Source organism: Filomicrobium insigne (genome assembly GCF_900104305.1).
In the GTDB taxonomy this organism is placed as follows: domain Bacteria; phylum Pseudomonadota; class Alphaproteobacteria; order Rhizobiales; family Hyphomicrobiaceae; genus Filomicrobium; species Filomicrobium insigne.
Window position 1 is genome coordinate 1 of sequence record NZ_FNJC01000001.1, and the last position, 16966, is coordinate 16966.

A 16966-nucleotide genomic window follows, 5' to 3' on the forward strand; every position below is an offset into this window, starting at 1 on the left:
GCGTGCCCTCAGCGGAAGCCATCCGCCTCAATGATCAGGGCCATATCGAGAACCTGAGCTAACCCAAAGCCGGGGAGGGGCGCAGCAGCGCCTCTCCCCGGCATCTTACACTTATTTATTTCCGGTGGCGTTCGGCGACGAATGCCGAAAAGAGGTTCGGAGATGACAGCAAAAATTATCGACGGAAAGGCAGTCGCCGCCTCAGTACGCGAAGAGTGCCGCACGCGAGTCGACGTCATCAAGGAGCGTTACGGCGTTACTCCTGGACTGGCAGTGATCATGGTTGGCGAAAACCCAGCCTCAAAGGTCTACGTCTCCAATAAAATCCGTGCTTGCGAAGAGGTCGGCATTAATTCGACCAAGTATCTGTTTCCCGATACGGCTTCCCAAGAGGAAGTGCTGGATCTCATTGAACAGCTCAGCATCGATCCAACTGTTCACGGGATCCTCGTTCAGCTGCCGCTGCCCAAGCAGTTCGACATCGAACGCGTTCTGGGTGCTATCAGTGCGCAAAAGGACGTTGACGGCTTCCATCTTTATAATGTCGGCGGCCTTGTCGTCGGCAATACGATCTTCCCGCCTTGCACACCCTTTGGCGTGATGCGTCTCCTCCAGCACGAAGGCATCGAGGTTGCCGGACGTAACGCGGTTGTAGTTGGCGCCAGCAACATTGTCGGCAAGCCGATGGCGCTCATGCTTATGCAGAATGAGGCCACGGTTTCGGTTTGCCACGCGCGTACCCGCGACTTGGCACAGTTCACGATCCTTGCGGATATTCTGGTCGTCGCGGCCGGTTGCCCGAATCTGATCCTTGAACAGATGGTCAAGAAGGACGCTGTTGTCATCGACGTGGGGATTAATCGTCTGCCAAATGGCCGTCTCGTCGGCGATTGCGACTACGAAGGCGTGCGGAAGCGGGCTTCCTACATCACGCCGGTACCAGGTGGCGTGGGGCCGATGACGGTCACGATGCTTCTGGTCAACACAATCAGCTCGGCAGAACGTTCATTAATGGCGGCTTCTTACCGGGCCTCAACAAACATTCACGAGGCTCACGGAGCATAATACATAAGGGCGTCGGCACCTGTTTCTTGACTTGACGGCCGGCGGGCTCCCCGCCGGATTGTCGTAAGTACATGTACAAACGGCTGGCGGGTCTTGGCAAAGCGGCTTGCGAGGTCCCGCCCCTGGAGCTATAAGGTCGCTTCGCTTGGCGACCGACCTCCGCGCAAAGTTCCTTTGCCGACGTTCGGCGGCAGCAATCATATATCCTCGGTCGGGCGGAGCGTAGCGCAGCCTGGTAGCGCACTTGCTTCGGGAGCAAGGGGTCGGGAGTTCGAATCTCCCCGCTCCGACCATTATTTCGGTTGTGATTTGCCACGCACTCCGTCCACATCATCATATACAGCCCCGCCAGACCGATGCGCGTATATTCGTAGCCGAGCGCGCTATGGGCCAGCCTCAGAGTCACCTCAAGAAGGTGACGCAGAGGATAAAGATAAATGCGCCCACCATTAGTGTGGCGTGGAATGACATGAGCAGGCGTCGAGCCTCAGCTTCAGGCATAAAACTTGAGAGTATCAAAGCCATAGTGGTTCATCTTTCTGCTCGCCGAGGTATGTGCTCGGCGTAACTGGCGCGCCCTGCAAACACGAGACAGCTGTGATTTATGCCGTATCACCGGTTCGCCGCCCCGAAAGTCTCCCGGAGCGGCGGACATGTCAGTTAGGTAAGGACTTTTTAGAGCTGGTTAGAGCTGGCGCCCGTTCGCAAAGGCATCAACCTCACGTTTGGCTTCCTCGTGATCTAGCGAGTATTTTGACTGAACCTGGGTAACCAAATCCGCATTGTCTTTTAGGGCTCTGATTTCCTGATGTGAGAACTTGCCCCACTTCTGCTCAATCTCGCCCCTCATACCGCTCGGTGAAGCTGTGTTGGTCTGGGTGTTTTTCTGGGCTTGTGCGTTGTCAGTCATGATGTATCTCCAAATTATACAATATTGAAAATCTAGATTTTGAAACTCGATGAATTCGAACTTCCAAACATACATATGGATAATACATTCGACAAAACAATGCCGATCGCAGAAATAAAAGCTTAAATACTAAATTTGTCAGCGCTGACACAAATATACTTGCAAATATTTTCGATTAAATATTTTAAAGATACTTATTCTTTCTACAAAGTCTATTTAACAACATTTGCTGTGTCGACTGATCCGCTACGAGCTTTGCCTTGCCTCGGTTACTGGTGCACAGCCCAATCCCAAAAGATTGCTTGCTTGAAGTCGCACCCTTACCACCCCTGATTGTTGCAGCCTCAACGACGTTGCTTTCGCGCTACTTGGTAGGGCGCTTGCTTCGGGAGCAAGGGATTGGGAGTTCGCATCTCCCCGCTCCGACCATTATTTATCTTTCGGATAGTCAGGGCAGCCCCTTCGCGTCATAAGTTGTCCCGTGAGGGCCGGGTACCTCCCTGGCTCGGTTTGCTCGCCGTTAGAGGGCATTGCCTGCACCCGCTGCGCGGGGCACGACTTCATTAAATTGGTGCTTCGGCTTTTGAGCTATAACGGTCACAAAAGCTCTACGACGTACTCGCGCAGACGCTCCGCCAGCCGCCGCGCATCGCCGCTCCGAATTCCCCGTTCATCGACGGTTTCGCCCAGATACGCCCTGCGCACATCCTCGAGGATCGCGGCATCCTGATTCCGGATTTGTGGGATGGCCCATTCAGCGGCTGCATCTTTCGTGACGAACTCACCCGTGCTGGCGGTTCGCCACATCCTCGCAAGTGTCAAAAGGACGTTCCGCTCGTCTCCTTCAAAACTGTCCAGCAGCGCCGGGAGTGCATCCCGCATGGCCTGCCGGACCTGCTCTGGGGGGATTACAGGCAGCAGCTCGGGTGCGCGCGGGCCGAACAGGGGCAGAGCCGCCTGACGGGCTTGCGCGAGAACCAGCGTATGTTCGGGATCATGTGCGGGCATCGGTCTATCACCAGCCTCGAAAGCGTCCCGCAACCATTCGCCATAGATGAATTCTGCCCGCGCCGGGAAGGCCACTTCAGCAAAGTCGGATCGACGGAATACCATGATCTCGAGGCAGCGCGGGCCTCCCGGCGTTGCAGGATGGCGGCCGGATAGTCGCAGCAGAGCCGTCAACAGTTCATCACGCTGATCGTCGGTCAGGTCGCGCTCCACGACCGCCAGAAGGTCAATGTCGCTCTGCCGCTGAAGCCGGTTTAAACCCGCCGACCCATGCAGATAAACAGCAAGCAACGTCTCCCCAAGGATGGCGCGCAAAGCCGCTACCGCTCTTTGTGTCTGCTCGGCTTGTTCTGGTCTCGTCTGCATTGGTCGCCTCGCTTCTCGTGAGGCGCTTAGCACCCAAAAGATGGCTTTGTCCCGCATAGCCGCCCTCAAGAAGATCGCAGCGTCGCCACTCCTGGTTTCAGGACTTGCGCTTTTTTCCTCGCGCTATACGACGATCCGTTTGGTTCCAGTTCCGGATGAGACCAGGAGATTGCTGCATGCCAACCGCCCGCAGAATCGTTGTCGAGGCCCACGGTGGGCCAGAGGTTCTATCGCTTGTATCCGTAGACGTGCCACCGCCTGCCGCGGGAGAGGTGACAGTCCGACACTCCGCGATCGGCTTCAATTTCATCGACACCTACCAGCGTAGCGGCAGCTATCCGCTCGACTTGCCGAGCGGTCTCGGCTTTGAGGCGGCCGGGCGCGTTGAGGCGGTCGGGGACAGCGTGATCGGGATCAAAGTCGGCGACCGGGTTGCGTACATGAACGCGGGCGTGGGCGCCTACTCCGAACTGCGCAATGTCCCCGCAGCAAAACTCGTCGTCTTGTCGGACAACGTGAGCGATGAAGCTGCCGCTTCGCTGTTGTTCAAGGGAATGACTGCGCAGTATCTCGTCCGCAAAACGCATGCTGTCCAGCCGGGCGACCTGCTGCTTGTTCATAGCGCTGCTGGCGGCGTTGGGCAGATCCTGACCCGCTGGGCTACCGCGCTTGGTGCGACCGTGATCGGAACGACGAGCTCTCCCCACAAGCGCGATCAGGCGCTGGCGGCCGGAGCCGTCGCGGTCATCGACACGAATGATGAGAATTGGCCAGAGGCATTTGTGAAAGCAGCAGGCGGCCGCAAGGCCCGCGTTGTCTATGATGCCGTTGGCAAAGACACGCTTCTCAAGTCCCTGGACTGCGCAGCGCCTTTCGGTCTCGTCGTCATTTACGGTGCCGCCTCGGGACGCGCACCTGCCATCGATCCCGAATTGCTGAACAAGAAAGGCTGCCTCTTCCTGACGCGCCCGTCCGTCTTCCCGCACAATGCCGATCCGGAGACGTTCCGCGCTAACGCGGCCGATCTGTTCGATGCCATCGGCAAAGGACATGTCACCGTCGACATCGGTGCGCGCTTTCCACTTGAGCAGGTCGCCGACGCCCATAGAGCCGCCGAGGCACGCAGCGTAACCGGCGCTATCGTGATCACGCCGTAGGCAACGTTCGTATCAACGTACGCCTCATGGGCGGGGTTCGAACTTTCCCCGCTCCCGGCCAAAGGGGGCTCCGACACGGCGGGTGAGCGTTGATGCGTCCGCTATGGCACGAACGCGATTGCCCGCGCCGGTGCGCCGGACCCCTTCGCGATCTTCATCGGCAGCACGATGGCCCACGCTCCGGTGGCGGGCAGTTGGTCGAGATTTGTCACATTTTCCAAGCCGACCACATTGGCGGCGCCTGCGATGCGGTGGACGAGGAAGTCCTTCGAAGGCCCGTTGTCAATGCTGGCGGTGTCGACGGCGAGGACCGCGACGCCACGGTCGACAAGGAGGCGCGCGGCCTCAGGTCCATACGAGGGAAAATGCAGGTTGCTGGCATCGCCCGGCGTGTCGTCGCCGAGATATGCGCGTTTATTGGGCCAGCGGCTGCTCCAGCCGGTCCGTAATAGAACGATGGCGCCGTCTGGAATCTTGCCGTGGGCATGTTCCCAGTCGCTCACATCCTGTGCGCTTAACGTGTAGTCCGTATCCTCTGCGGCCTTTGTCGACACGTCGATAACGACCGCTGGCCCGCTTAAGCGATCGATGGGAATTACAGCGGTCGTCTGGCCACGTTCGGCAAAGTGAAAGGGTGCGTCGACGTGCGTGCCCCCGTGCTCGGGTGAGCAAAATCTGTAGGACGCATAAAAGAAGCCCCGCTCGGTGACGCCTTTGTGTACTTCGTCGAGCTGAAAGGTTTTCGTCTCCGTCGGCCAATAGATTGTATTGGCGTCGATAGGATGGGTGAGGTCGACGATCGTCGCCTTGGAGACATCAAGGGCCTGCGCCGCTGGAGCTGAACTGAGTGAGGACGACGTGACTATCAGAACTATGAACGCGAAGGTGAAGAACAAACGGAGGAATATGGTCATTGCAGCCTCTCGGAATCATTGCGATGGAGAGCGTAGATGAACGCTAGCACCGGAGCCTATACCGACTGTTTTAAGCTAGCTTACCCCGTTTGCGCGCGCTGCCCACGCGATCAAGTTGCTGAGGCCTACAGGGCGGCTGAGGCGCACAAGGTATCCGGTTCTATGGTGATCCCGCGCTTTTCATTCTCGAAGGACTTGAGGCGGCTCCGGCCATGACCGTGGTGTGGACGGTCGACCTCATCGAACTCTGCTTAGGTCAATCGTCCAACAGATCCGTCGACTTCCCCATTTATGCTATGTTGGAGCGCGTTAGATCTCAGCGCACCATTGCGCGGCCTTCGATCGGCCAAACAGAACCAGCGGGCAACCGCTCACTCTCACCTTTTTCGATCATGAGCGCCAAACTGACATTCAATACAGACATGACGTTTTCGTACGGCGAGCCGGCGCCAATGGCACCGGGCGTGCAGCGGATCGTTGCGAACAACCCAGGCCCATTCACGTTCAAGGGGACGAATACCTACCTAGTGGGGACCGAGACTCTTGCCGTCATCGACCCGGGCCCGGACGACCCAGCCCATCGCGACGCCATTCTTGCGGCGGCTAAGGGACGGCCGATCACGCACGTTCTCATTACCCATACCCATCGCGACCACGTAGATGGTCTTGCCGCATTGCAGGAGGCGACGGGCGCGAGGAGCTATGGCTATGGCCGCCGGCAGTTTGCGACGCAGATGAAAGGCACAAGCCCTTCGGGCACTGAATTCATCGATCAGGACTTTGCGCCGGATGTGGTGGTGCAAGATGGCGATGTGATCTCGGGACCCGATTGGGCTTTGCTGGGGCTCTACACGCCCGGCCATGCACCGGACCATCTCTGTTTTGAGCTCCGCGACCAAGGCGTAATCTTTTCCGGTGACCACGTCATGGGCTGGAACACGACGGTTATCGCACCACCCGAAGGCCATATGGCGTCATACTTGGCGTCTCTGGAACGTCTGCTTGAACGGCAGGGCGAGATTTATCTGCCGGGTCACGGTGGCCAAATCGAAACGCCGCAACGCGCCGTGAAAGCCTATCTGCTGCACCGGCAATGGCGCGAGCAAGCCGTGCTCCGCGCCGTGCGCGGTGGAGTTGGCAGCATTCGCGATATCGTCCGGCTTATCTATCCCGACCTTTCAGACAAGCTGATTACCGCAGCCTCGCTGTCCGTCCAGGCGCATGTCGAGCATCTGATGGACAAAGGTGAAATCGAAAAGCAAACGCCGCTCGATTTCGATACGCCGCTCAGCGCTCGCGCCTAGCGCTGCTGCGGCGTAGCGTGTCGCCCTCCGCAGTCGGTACTGTCGCTTCCAGCCGAACAACGATCTCCTTCAGTATTCGCCGGATGCGTTCCGTATTGCGTCCGAGATCATGGGCGCCGTAGCGCGAGGCCGACCGCACATCGATTTGCGCAGTCTGGCTGTTGCCGGTCACGCGGATCGCGACGTCATCGTAAAACCCCCAGATAGGTGTGCGGTCATAGGCTTCAATCAATCCGGTAGCCGGAAAATCCTCGCCAGGCGGTTCTTCATTAACGAGGGACAAACGCTGACGGCGCAGGGCGTCAGCGGAAATTTCGTAGGCCTCCGCTACGGAGCGATTGATCTGCAGTGGGCGCAGGTCCGGATAAGCCCGCATCTGCGCTTCCGCAAATGCCGCCCCTGGATACTTAGGGTTGTTCGCATCACGCGCGCGGGCGGCAGCCAACTTCTTGAAGGGTGGTGGGGACTTCGTATCCGTCGTCAAATCATTGATTTCGGGCTTGTCTCTAATCGTCGCCAACTGCGGCAGCGGCCAGCCAATGACGGCCAGTGCAATCAGACCCCCCACAAAGACCCGCGCGCCCCCGGCAGCGCCGACCCGCCATATTCGAACGCTGGCGATGAAAGCCAACGCGAGCGAGATAAACCCGCCGAGAATTGAAAGCTTGACGAGATTGAGCGCCACGGGTGTCGGAATAGAAAACAGCCTGTGAAGGAACAAGGCAGACAAAACAAGCGCCGCGCTGAAGAGCGCGATGCGCGTTGTCCAGCGTGCTGACACTGGTGTGGTCTCACTCGCATCCTCAGTAAGCGGCATCGTGAGGTCATTCCCCTTGCGAAGTGGTCGCGTGACGCACATCGTCACCGTGCAAAATTAGCTCATGACGACTGAGCCTGCGCGCCGCTCTATGGGAAGAGGCACTGCTTGTGCCATTCCACATCGGCTGTGGCTCGACGAAACACCAGACGATCGTGGAGACGGTAAGGCCGCTCGTGCCAGAACTCTATCTCCAGGGGGACCAGACGGAAGCCCGACCAATGGGGAGGACGCGCGACGTCGGAGCCAGAAAACCGGGCTTCCTGTTCCGCAACGCGACTTTCGAGAACCTCGCGCGAGGGTAGCCTGCGCGATTGATCAGACGACCATGCCCCGATCTGACTCCCCCGCGGGCGCATTGCAAAATAGGCGTCGGCCTCATCGGGCGTGACGGTTGAAAGAATACCGCGCACGCGGATTTGGCGCTGCAGAGATTTCCAGTGAAACAAAAGCGCGGCCTGCGGGTGTGCCTTGAGCTCTTGGGACTTTGCACTGGTGAGGTTGGTGTAGAAAACAAAACCTTGGTCTGGACCGACCTCGTCATCGAGACCCTTAAGCAGCACCATGCGCACATTCGGCATGCCGCGCTGATCGACCGTCGCCAGCGCCATTGCATTGGGATCGGCTGGCTCGCTCGCTTCCGCTTCCGTCAGCCACGCGGAGAACAAAGCAAAAGGATCATCCGCTCCGAGAAAGTCTTCACTGGCCGCTTGCCCCGGCTCCGTCTTGAAATTGCCGTCCTCTTTCGATTTCACTTCGCCACCGATCATGGTTAACGCCTCAATTTCCCGAATCGCACGAATGACGCGACCGTTTAGTTGCTCTTAACGCGTAACGTGCACACTTGGAATCTCGCGGCTTAAGTTTGTGGGCCGATTGTCTTGTCTTTGCGTTCTGCTTGATGTGAGCGTCATGCGTCATTGTAATTGCTTGCCTTCATTGCTGGCCATATTTGTGGTCATTGCCGCCGCCTCTATTATGGGCGCGGCTTCAGCAACTGCTGCGGATGCGCAAACATCATCTGCAAACACCGAGTGCAAAGATACGCAAAACGGTGGGCAAACGCTGCGTCCCAAGTTTGCTGGGCTTTCCGCTCCCGCAGTTACCGTATTCGACGTCTCTGATCAGCGCGCGGCGCTCGAAAGTGTGCAGTATGCCCTGACTGAAATCAGTGACGGGGCTAGCTATGTCTGGCATCGTGGTCATGGTAAACTCTCCGGTGTCGTGCAGCCGACCCAGTCATTCAAGGACGCGAATGGCAAAATATGCCGTCATTTCGTCGTCATGCTCGCCTCGGGCACCTATACAAAACGCACGGAAACTGTCGCGTGTCGGACGGAGGATGGCATCTGGCAGCTCGACGGCTAAGAAATCATTGGCTTTTTTGATATTTCGGCGCTCGCCACCCCGCGGGCGCCCCTTCGTGTCACTTAGCCGCCGACTTCCTATCACATGGCCATCTGGACCACGGGGCCCTTTTGTGTAGGATGCGCGCGAAACATCATAGAAACTTAAAAAGGGCTTAGGGCTTATGACCGAACCTGCGCCGGGCACGGGCGCCGCCACTGGCACTCTGATGACTGGCAAGCGCGGCCTTATCATGGGGGTTGCCAACAATCGTTCAATCGCCTGGGGTATCGCCAAAGCATGTGTGGCGCAGGGCGCTGAAGTCGCTCTGACTTATCAAGGCGACGCGCTTAAAAAACGCGTTGAGCCATTGGCTGCTGAGCTTGGCTCCAACCTCGTGCTCCCGTGCGATGTCACCAATGCGGCTTCGATGGATGCCGTATTTGAATCTCTAGGCAATGCCTGGGGTGGCCTTGACTTCCTGGTCCACGCCATCGCGTTTTCCGACAAATCCGAGCTCGACGGCCGTTATGTCGACACCACGGAAAAAAACTTCTCACAAACGATGCTGGTGTCGTGCTTTTCGCTCACGGCATTGGCCCAGCGCGCTGAAAAGTTAATGCCGTCAGGGGGATCAATCCTCACGCTTACCTACTATGGCGCTGAAAAGGTCATGCCCCATTACAACGTGATGGGCGTTGCCAAGGCCGCCCTGGAAGCGTCCGTCCGCTATCTCGCCGCCGACCTCGGGCGTACGGGAATCCGCGTCAACGCTATTTCTGCCGGGCCGATCAAAACGCTAGCGGCATCGGGAATCTCGGACTTCCGGTATATCTTGAAGTGGAACGAGTATAATTCGCCGCTACGCCGGACTGTAACGATTGAAGAAGTGGGCTCTGCGGGGCTCTATCTTTTGTCGGATCTCTCACGTGGCGTAACCGGTGAGGTCCATCACGTCGACTCCGGCTATCACGTGCAAGGCATGAAGAACGAGGACGCGCCCGATATTACAGTGGCTAAAGGGGATTAGCTGGTTGCGGCCTTCCGCGGCCGCCTTTATCCCGCTTATCGGATCATTCGGGATCTACAGCATCAGCCTATCGATGCATTGCGCGCGTGTTGTGAGCTACCATATGCCTGAGGTGGCGGGCACGAAGCATTACGATGGGGACCATGCTTGAAGATGTCACAATATACTGCATCCGACACGGTGAAACGGATTGGAATGCAGAGTCGCGCTATCAAGGCCAGGCCAATATTCCCCTAAACGCGCGAGGGCGCGCGCAGGCCAAGCGCAACGGCGAAGCACTTCGGCAATTTCTCCCCCAGATCGCCGACGCGGACTTCGTCGCCAGCCCGCTCGACCGCGCGTATGAGACCATGCGTATCGTGCGCCGCGCGCTGGAGCTTCCAGAAGACGACTTCCGTCTCGAAGACAGATTGCGCGAAGTTCACTATGGACATTGGGAAGGTAAGCTGCTCACCGAGCTTCCTGAGCTCGATCCGGTGGGCGTGGCGGACCGGCGGGCAGATCCCTTCAAATGGCGTCCCGACGGGGGCGAGAGCTATTCAGACCTCATGGAGCGTGTCGCGGAATGGCTGGAGACCGTTAAGCGGGATACAGTTATTGCGGCGCATGGCGGCGTCAGCCGATCGCTCCGGGGGTATCTACTCGGTGCGGACATGGGCGGTGTCTTACGTGTGCCTGTGCCTCAAGACCAGGTCCTGATTATCCGCAACGGTGAAATGCAGTGGCTCTAGCGAGCCGTGCGCGCTCCCACACCTCTACCGCCTCATAAAAGCAGAAAGAGCTGAAGCAGCGGCCGCCTCAGCTCTTTCCAACGCTGGTTAAAGAATCGCTCTTACGGGTTGCTCAGACCTACAAGAGAAACTCCTTTTGCATGGTAATCACGACGCTCCCTTCGTTGTATGTCGTTCAGCTTGGCTGAACAAACGAAGGCGCGACGGACTCTTTACCTACGCGGCTGCGTGTTCCGGCTTAGCGTTCCTCATCCTAAGCATGTAAATGCCAGCCGGTTCCCTGTGGAATCTTCGGCTCGGTCATTGAGGTTGAAAACCCGGAGTTTGCCGAAGACACGCCTTGGGTGGGCTGTGTCGACGGGAATCACGCTGTTACTGAATCTGAGTCATAAGCTGCGTTGCGGGGCATTGTCATCCAGAATGCCCGCTACGGGTGGGTTGCGACGCGCTTGCCGGCCCCGTAAATGTCTTTTGCAACACACTCCGCTATAGAATCAGCGGGCAACCGACACCGAGGATGTATCATTCTCGTCGTCCCTTTTGCCGTACGAGGCCCATGTCACACAACTCATTCGGTCATCTTTTCCGCCTTACGACCTGGGGCGAAAGCCACGGTCCGGCGATCGGCGGCGTCGTTGATGGCTGTCCACCAGGAATTCCCCTTGAGGCCTCGGAAATTCAGACCTACCTCGACAAACGTAAACCGGGGCAATCGCGCTTTACGACGCAACGTAAAGAGCCGGATACAGTCGAAATCCTTTCGGGTGTTTTTCAGGATCAATCCGGTCGACAGGTCACGACCGGAACACCTATTTCCCTGATGATCCGAAACGTCGATCAGCGGTCGAAAGACTATGGTGAGATTGCCCGCACATTCCGCCCGGGACATGCCGACTTCACATACCAGCAGAAGTACGGAATTCGCGATTATCGCGGCGGCGGCCGTTCGTCTGCGCGCGAAACGGCTGTGCGGGTCGCGGGGGGTGCCGTCGCGCGCAAGATCCTCGACGGCGTGACATTCAAAGGCGGATTGGTCCAGATCGGCCCACACAAGATCAACCGTGACCGGATTGACTGGGGTACCGTCGATGACAACCCCTTCTTCTGCCCCGATCCGAGCGTGGTCGACTTCTGGTCGACCTATCTCGACGGCATCCGCAAGGATGGTTCCTCCATCGGCGCAGTCGTCGAGGTGATCGCGGAGGGTGTGCCGGCAGGCCTCGGCGCCCCGCTCTACGGAAAACTCGATCAAGATCTCGCGTCAGCGATGATGAGCATCAACGCCGTTAAGGCCGTCGAAATCGGTGACGGCATGATGGCGGCGACGCTTACGGGAGAAGAGAACGCTGATGAAATCCGTCTCGACAGGGATGGGCAACCAGTGTTCCTATCAAACCATGCAGGCGGCATTCTGGGCGGCATTTCAACGGGGCAGCCCATCGTCTGCCGGTTCGCGGTAAAACCGACGTCGTCAATTCTCAAGCCGCGCTTGACGATTGATGCCGACGGCAACGAGACGGAAATCGTCACAAAAGGCCGGCACGACCCGTGTGTTGGAATTCGGGCCGTGCCAATCGGGGAAGCCATGATGGCAATCGTACTTGCCGACCATTTGCTGCGTCATAGGGGACAATGCGGACCGGGCGGCTAGCCAAACAGTACTTGAGGGCAGAATGGGCATTCCCGCGCGAGATATTGAACACGCCGAAGGTTACATCGTCCGCTACGATAGCGCGAAAGCGGGTACCCGCGTTTATGCAATGGCAGCGATCGGCGTGGGCGTGTGCGCCGCCGCTATTTTGCTGGGCAGCGAAATTTTGATTGCCCTTGGCCTCGGCGCTCTCGCCACGGCTTATTATTTCTATCCGTTTCTGGAAGCACGCCGCGCCCGGCTGGGGGCCAATGAATACGGCATCTTCATAGAGGGTTTCGGCCTTATCGACTGGCGATCCATCCGGCGTATCGAGCTCGTTCCCACTTCCGTGAGGAGTATCATCCTCCACGAGTTGCAAATCCAGCTTAGCCAACCGGTCTCAAGAGCACTGCTCGTCGATTGGCGCCGCATGCCACTTTACCGCCGGCTGATGCGCCTTCCCTGGGTTATAACTCCTGATGACAACACGCTCCACGTCGAGTTGGACTCATTCAAGCAGTCCCCCGAGACGGTGCACCGCACTCTGCAAAGCATCTGGCAGCACTATCGCGGCTGGTGAGCTTCACTTGGGAACCGGTGTGCTCTCATTCTGTACCCGGGTCTTCGCGGGCAGAGGTACACCTGCAGTTTTGAACGCTTCTGCCTGACGCGCCTCGACGACTGCAGGGTCGAAGTCTTGAATGGTTTCATTAAACAGCTCGTACCAGTTGAGCTTGGCGCCAAGATGCAGGAATACGCCACCTAGGCCAATCGCAGCGCGATCCATGAAGACGAACTCGCGCGGGACGGTCACTGGCCCCTTTTCCTTCAGCATCTTGCTCACAGTGAAGGCTTCCTTGCGGCCATACTCGCCCGGAGCGGTATCCTCGGCGATGGTGCGCTCGCGATCATCGAGTAAGGGGCCGTAGATGAACCGCGCCCAGATCGTCAGCGCCTCGATTAGTTCGTCGTTGAGGCCCCGAAAGCCCCACCTTTCGTAGGCATGGACGATGAGGTCGCGGTCGTTGCGTTGCAATCCCGTATAAAGATCGATGACGCCGCTGATGAACGAGATCGGAAAGGTCCGGATGCATCCGTAATCCAGGAGGTTCACGCCGCCGGGTTTCGCGTCAGCCTCGGAGGATGGGAAGATCGTGTAGTTGCCCAGATGCGGATCGCCATGAATGGCCCCGAAATGACTGAAGGGGTACCACCATGCTCGGAACATCGCGCGCGCAATCGTATTGCGGTCTTCGAGTGCGTGCTCCTTGAACTCCAGCAGTGGGCGCCCTTCCAGCCACGTCATGGATAGCAGCCGTTTGGTCGACAGCTCCGGCACGACCTCGGGCACCCGGATCGCCGCGTCGTCTCGGAAGATCAAATCGTAGAGCGCGATGTGGCAAGCTTCGAGTTCGTAATCGAGTTCCTCGCGCAGGCGCAGTGAGATCTCCTGATAGATTTCTTTCGTATCGATGCCTGGATCCATCCGGGCGTGAAGCTGGAAGATGACCCAGAGCTGATTGAGATCCGCCTCCACGGCCGATTGCATATCGGGATACTGCAGCTTGACCGCCAGATCGCGGCCATCGGCTGCGACAGAGCGATGGACTTGCCCTAGCGAGGCCGAAGCTGCAGCTTCCGTCGAGAAGTCCTTGAACCGGTCACGCCATTCCGGCCCAAGCTCCGCGACCATGCGCCGACGCACGAATCCGGGGCCCATCGGCGGTGCCTGGCTTTGAAGCTGCGCCAGCTCTCTGGCATATTCCTTTGGGAGAGCCTCTGGAATGGTTGAAAGCAGCTGGGCCACTTTCATAATCGGTCCCTTAAGTCCTCCGAGTGCCGCGGCAAGATCCTGCGCTGCCTTTGATCGGTCAAACTCAAGACCAAGAAAGCGTTGCCCCGCAAACCGCGCGGCCACGGAGCCGACGTTGGAGCCAACACGGGCATATCGCGCAGCGCGCGCTGAAAAGCGATTTTCTTCGTTGCTCATGTAGCTTTCCGGCTTAGGACTTCTCTCAACGGATATCGCCACGCCCGTGGCGCGCTTCAACATGATGTTATGCCAACGTGAGATCGGCTTCACCGGCATTTCATGCTATCGCAGCCCCAATACAAGAGGCCGCCTTTTATTCAACGTGCGAAGCGATAGAAACGGATTACACCTATGTTCTTCCGAGCCCCCGTCTTAGTCGCCATCATGGGCCTGGTTTGGGGCGGCGTTGCTCTTGCCGCCGAAACTCAAGCCCCGCCATTGCAGGTCTTCAAGTCTGCCACATGCAGCTGCTGTTCAGCCTGGATCAAGCATATGACCCAACACGGCTTTACAGCTGAGGCGCAGGACGTTGCCGCAGGTGAACTGGCGCGGATCAAGCAATCCGCTGGCATCGGACCGCAGCACGCCTCCTGCCACACGGCCAAGATCGGCGGCTATTCCATCGAAGGTCACGTACCGGCCGCCGATGTGAAGCGGTTGCTTGCGGAAAAGCCAGATGCCGTTGGGCTTGCGGTTCCGGGGATGCCGATCGGATCACCCGGAATGGAAGCGGGCGACACGCGCGAGCCGTACGAGGTGCTTCTCATCAAGCGTGACGGCACGAGCGAAGTCTGGTCGAAGCAGAACCAGTAGTTCTCAGCGGTTCATTGTGCCTTCGTCGAGGGTAACGCTGAGCGAGATCGCCGAAGCTCCCGCGAACAAGTCGCGGGATGACCGATGTGTGGGTGCGAGCGCGTTACCCCCGCAACCCGACGTACCAGGCCACACCGGGCCGCATCTGATCGAGAGTGACGGCGGAGGCATAGGCTCATAGGCTCCCGCCGTCCTCGTATACTTCTAAGCCGCGCGATCCATCGCCTCGAGTTCGTCGATCATGCCTTCGATGACCTTGAGGCCCTTCTTCCAGAATTGCGGATCGCGGGCATCTAGGCCGAAGGGTGCGAGCATCTCTGAGTGATGCTTCGAGCCACCGGCTTTCAGCATGTCGAAATACTTTTCGACGAAGCCCGGATGCGCTTCTTGATACAGACCGTAGAGCGAATTCACGAGGCAGTCGCCGAACGCATATGCGTAAACGTAGAACGGCGAATGGATGAAGTGTGGCACATAGGTCCAGAAGACCTCATATCCATCCTTGAATTCGATCGCAGGCCCCAGGCTTTCGGCCTGAACTTCCATCCAAATAGCGTTGATCTGATCCGAGGTCAGCTCACCGCTGCGTCGTGCTTCATGCACCTTGCGCTCGAATGTGTAGAACGCGATCTGACGGACGACCGTATTCAACATGTCCTCGACTTTGCCGGCCATCATCGCTTTACGCTCTTTCGGGTCGGTCGTGTCGGCCAGCAGTTTACGGAATGTGAGCATCTCGCCGAAGACCGATGCGGTTTCTGCAAGCGTCAACGGTGTCGGTGCGAGCAAGGGACCCTGATCGCGCGCAAGCCACTGGTGAACACCGTGGCCTAGCTCATGCGCCAACGTCATGACGCAACGCGGCTTGCCGAGATAGTTCATCAGCACGTACGGGTGGGCTGAGGGAACCGTGGCCGCAGAAAATGCCCCAGGGGCCTTGCCGGGCCGGACCGGCGCATCGATCCAATTATTCTCGAAGAAGCGGTCGGCGATCTCAGCCATCTCGGGCGCGAACCCGCCATAGGCAGAGAGCACCATCTCACGTGCCTCCGGCCATGAAATCACACGCTCAGGACGGTCCGGAAGCGGTGCGTTGCGATCCCAGTGGGCCAACTTGTCGAGACCGAGCCACTTCGCTTTCATCGCATAATAGCGGTGGGACAGTCTGGGGTAGGCCTCGCGCACGGACTGTACGAGGGCGTCGACCACAGGGGCTTCAACGCGGTTGGACAGGTGGCGGCTGTCCGCAACGTCCTTGAAACCGCGCCAACGATCCGAGATTTCCTTGTCCTTGGCGAGAGTGTTCGTGATCAGCGTGAAGACACGCACATTGTCCTTGAAGACTTTCGCCAGCGCTTCCGAGCCAGCTTGCCGGCGCGCCCGATCTGAATCCGACATCAGATTGAGCGTCGGTTCCAATGCTAGAGGCTCGTCTTCGCCTTCGACGTCGAAGCGGAGGGCGGACATCGTTTCATTGAAGTGACGCGTCCAAGCGCTCCGTCCAGTCTGGCCCTTTTCGGTGAACAAACGCTCGATGTCTTCGGAGAGCTGATATGGCTTCTCTTTGCGCAGATCCTCGAACCACGGTTTGTAGTGCATCAGGTCCGGGTGTGTCAGGGCCTTATCAAGAACAGCGTCATCGATCTGGTTGAGTTCCAGCTCAAAGAAAATGAGATCCGTCCAAATCGCGGTCAGCTTCTCTGAAACGTCGCCGTAGAACTTCGCAATTGTCGGGTCGGACTGGTCGGCGGCGTAAAGCAGACCGGCATAGGAGCCCAGGCGTCCCAAAACATCCGCCAAATCTTCATAGGACTTTACCGCCTTCGCTAGAATAGCGCCGTCGGCAGCCATGGTCGCAAGCTTGCCTTGGCACGTCTCTTTGATGCGTGCCGCGGCCGCAGCTGCTGCTTCCAGGTCGCGCTGAACCTCTGGCGCAGTTGGAGCCGTATAAAGATCATCAAGTCTCCAGTTCGGCAGATCGCCAAGTTGGGCCGTCGCCGCGGACGCGGCCTCAGGCGGAGACATCGTTACAGTCATCAAGTCGGCGAATTTCGCACG

At 58.3% G+C, this 16966-nt stretch carries 16 protein-coding genes and 1 tRNA gene; 10 read left to right on the forward strand and 7 right to left on the reverse strand.

Annotation, left to right across the window (positions count from 1 at the left end):
• Positions 1 to 162: 162 nt before the first annotated feature.
• On the forward strand, positions 163 to 1065 hold the full coding sequence (gene folD / locus BLS30_RS00005; protein WP_046478302.1) for a bifunctional methylenetetrahydrofolate dehydrogenase/methenyltetrahydrofolate cyclohydrolase FolD: 903 nt from the start codon (positions 163 to 165) through the stop codon (positions 1063 to 1065).
• A gap of 216 nt (positions 1066 to 1281) precedes the next feature.
• Positions 1282 to 1358: transfer RNA gene (locus BLS30_RS00010), tRNA-Pro, on the forward strand.
• Between the two features lie 392 nt (positions 1359 to 1750).
• On the opposite strand, the gene BLS30_RS00015 is transcribed toward BLS30_RS00010, so the two are convergent.
• The gene (locus BLS30_RS00015) at positions 1751 to 1975 is read right to left on the reverse strand and encodes a hypothetical protein (RefSeq protein ID WP_090227235.1); all 225 of its coding nucleotides are present in this window, start codon (positions 1973 to 1975) and stop codon (positions 1751 to 1753) included.
• Positions 1976 to 2572: 597 nt separating this feature from the next.
• The gene (locus tag BLS30_RS00020) at positions 2573 to 3349 is read right to left on the reverse strand and encodes an aminoglycoside adenylyltransferase domain-containing protein (RefSeq protein WP_090225749.1); all 777 of its coding nucleotides are present in this window, start codon (positions 3347 to 3349) and stop codon (positions 2573 to 2575) included.
• Between the two features lie 176 nt (positions 3350 to 3525).
• On the opposite strand from BLS30_RS00020, the gene BLS30_RS00025 reads away from it, so the two are divergent.
• Entirely contained in the window at positions 3526 to 4506 is a 981-nt protein-coding gene (locus tag BLS30_RS00025) for a quinone oxidoreductase family protein (protein WP_090225751.1), read from the forward strand.
• 101 nt (positions 4507 to 4607) lie between these two features.
• Here the strand turns inward: BLS30_RS00025 and BLS30_RS00030 are convergent, their stop codons facing one another.
• Positions 4608 to 5420, reverse strand: coding sequence for a cyclase family protein (locus tag BLS30_RS00030; protein ID WP_090225754.1), 813 nt, complete (start codon positions 5418 to 5420; stop codon positions 4608 to 4610).
• 212 nt (positions 5421 to 5632) lie between these two features.
• Here BLS30_RS00030 and BLS30_RS00035 point away from each other — a divergent pair, with 212 nt between their 5' ends.
• Positions 5633 to 6724 (forward strand): MBL fold metallo-hydrolase, encoded by a 1092-nt coding sequence (locus BLS30_RS00035; protein ID WP_244512325.1) that lies wholly within the window; start codon positions 5633 to 5635, stop codon positions 6722 to 6724.
• Here BLS30_RS00035 and BLS30_RS00040 read toward each other — a convergent pair.
• Complete coding sequence (locus BLS30_RS00040) at positions 6708 to 7541, reverse strand: DUF1499 domain-containing protein (RefSeq protein ID WP_170832373.1); 834 nt, start codon at positions 7539 to 7541, stop codon at positions 6708 to 6710. The two genes, BLS30_RS00035 and BLS30_RS00040, sit on opposite strands and share 17 nt — an antisense overlap.
• Before the next feature lie 89 nt (positions 7542 to 7630).
• Complete coding sequence (gene pdxH / locus BLS30_RS00045) at positions 7631 to 8311, reverse strand: pyridoxamine 5'-phosphate oxidase (RefSeq protein ID WP_046478297.1); 681 nt, start codon at positions 8309 to 8311, stop codon at positions 7631 to 7633.
• Positions 8312 to 8453: 142 nt separating this feature from the next.
• Here pdxH and BLS30_RS00050 point away from each other — a divergent pair, with 142 nt between their 5' ends.
• The 5 genes from BLS30_RS00050 to BLS30_RS00070 all read left to right on the forward strand — a co-directional run bounded on the left by BLS30_RS00050 (position 8454) and on the right by BLS30_RS00070 (position 12862).
• Positions 8454 to 8909 (forward strand): RT0821/Lpp0805 family surface protein, encoded by a 456-nt coding sequence (locus tag BLS30_RS00050; RefSeq protein WP_244464900.1) that lies wholly within the window; start codon positions 8454 to 8456, stop codon positions 8907 to 8909.
• 163 nt (positions 8910 to 9072) lie between these two features.
• A complete protein-coding gene (gene fabI, locus BLS30_RS00055) occupies positions 9073 to 9918 on the forward strand; it encodes an enoyl-ACP reductase FabI (RefSeq protein WP_046478296.1) in 846 nt (281 codons plus the stop codon).
• Positions 9919 to 10061: 143 nt separating this feature from the next.
• A complete protein-coding gene (locus BLS30_RS00060) occupies positions 10062 to 10649 on the forward strand; it encodes a histidine phosphatase family protein (protein ID WP_046480276.1) in 588 nt (195 codons plus the stop codon).
• A 556-nt stretch (positions 10650 to 11205) separates the two neighbouring features.
• A complete protein-coding gene (gene aroC / locus BLS30_RS00065; protein ID WP_046478295.1) occupies positions 11206 to 12300 on the forward strand; it encodes a chorismate synthase in 1095 nt (364 codons plus the stop codon).
• Between the two features lie 22 nt (positions 12301 to 12322).
• On the forward strand, positions 12323 to 12862 hold the full coding sequence (locus BLS30_RS00070) for a hypothetical protein (protein WP_090225760.1): 540 nt from the start codon (positions 12323 to 12325) through the stop codon (positions 12860 to 12862).
• Positions 12863 to 12865: 3 nt separating this feature from the next.
• Here the strand turns inward: BLS30_RS00070 and BLS30_RS00075 are convergent, their stop codons facing one another.
• The gene (locus tag BLS30_RS00075) at positions 12866 to 14272 is read right to left on the reverse strand and encodes an ABC1 kinase family protein (RefSeq protein WP_090227237.1); all 1407 of its coding nucleotides are present in this window, start codon (positions 14270 to 14272) and stop codon (positions 12866 to 12868) included.
• A 174-nt stretch (positions 14273 to 14446) separates the two neighbouring features.
• Between BLS30_RS00075 and BLS30_RS00080 the strand changes: the two genes are divergently transcribed.
• Entirely contained in the window at positions 14447 to 14908 is a 462-nt protein-coding gene (locus BLS30_RS00080) for a DUF411 domain-containing protein (protein WP_046478292.1), read from the forward strand.
• Positions 14909 to 15112: 204 nt separating this feature from the next.
• On the opposite strand, the gene BLS30_RS00085 is transcribed toward BLS30_RS00080, so the two are convergent.
• Positions 15113 to 16945 (reverse strand): M3 family oligoendopeptidase, encoded by a 1833-nt coding sequence (locus tag BLS30_RS00085; protein ID WP_244512368.1) that lies wholly within the window; start codon positions 16943 to 16945, stop codon positions 15113 to 15115.
• Positions 16946 to 16966 lie beyond the last annotated feature (21 nt).

Coding starts and splice junctions, on each gene's coding strand:
- BLS30_RS00015 (WP_090227235.1), bottom strand. CDS start 1,975: ATGACTGACAACGCACAAGCCCAGAAAAACACCCAGACCAACACAGCT.
- BLS30_RS00030 (WP_090225754.1), bottom strand. CDS start 5,420: ATGACCATATTCCTCCGTTTGTTCTTCACCTTCGCGTTCATAGTTCTG.
- folD (WP_046478302.1), top strand. CDS start 163: ATGACAGCAAAAATTATCGACGGAAAGGCAGTCGCCGCCTCAGTACGC.
- BLS30_RS00025 (WP_090225751.1), top strand. CDS start 3,526: ATGCCAACCGCCCGCAGAATCGTTGTCGAGGCCCACGGTGGGCCAGAG.
- pdxH (WP_046478297.1), bottom strand. CDS start 8,311: ATGATCGGTGGCGAAGTGAAATCGAAAGAGGACGGCAATTTCAAGACG.
- BLS30_RS00070 (WP_090225760.1), top strand. CDS start 12,323: ATGGGCATTCCCGCGCGAGATATTGAACACGCCGAAGGTTACATCGTC.
- BLS30_RS00080 (WP_046478292.1), top strand. CDS start 14,447: ATGTTCTTCCGAGCCCCCGTCTTAGTCGCCATCATGGGCCTGGTTTGG.
- BLS30_RS00040 (WP_170832373.1), bottom strand. CDS start 7,541: ATGCCGCTTACTGAGGATGCGAGTGAGACCACACCAGTGTCAGCACGC.
- BLS30_RS00085 (WP_244512368.1), bottom strand. CDS start 16,945: ATGACTGTAACGATGTCTCCGCCTGAGGCCGCGTCCGCGGCGACGGCC.
- BLS30_RS00035 (WP_244512325.1), top strand. CDS start 5,633: ATGACCGTGGTGTGGACGGTCGACCTCATCGAACTCTGCTTAGGTCAA.
- fabI (WP_046478296.1), top strand. CDS start 9,073: ATGACCGAACCTGCGCCGGGCACGGGCGCCGCCACTGGCACTCTGATG.
- BLS30_RS00060 (WP_046480276.1), top strand. CDS start 10,062: ATGCTTGAAGATGTCACAATATACTGCATCCGACACGGTGAAACGGAT.
- BLS30_RS00050 (WP_244464900.1), top strand. CDS start 8,454: ATGCGTCATTGTAATTGCTTGCCTTCATTGCTGGCCATATTTGTGGTC.
- BLS30_RS00075 (WP_090227237.1), bottom strand. CDS start 14,272: ATGAGCAACGAAGAAAATCGCTTTTCAGCGCGCGCTGCGCGATATGCC.
- BLS30_RS00020 (WP_090225749.1), bottom strand. CDS start 3,349: ATGCAGACGAGACCAGAACAAGCCGAGCAGACACAAAGAGCGGTAGCG.
- aroC (WP_046478295.1), top strand. CDS start 11,206: ATGTCACACAACTCATTCGGTCATCTTTTCCGCCTTACGACCTGGGGC.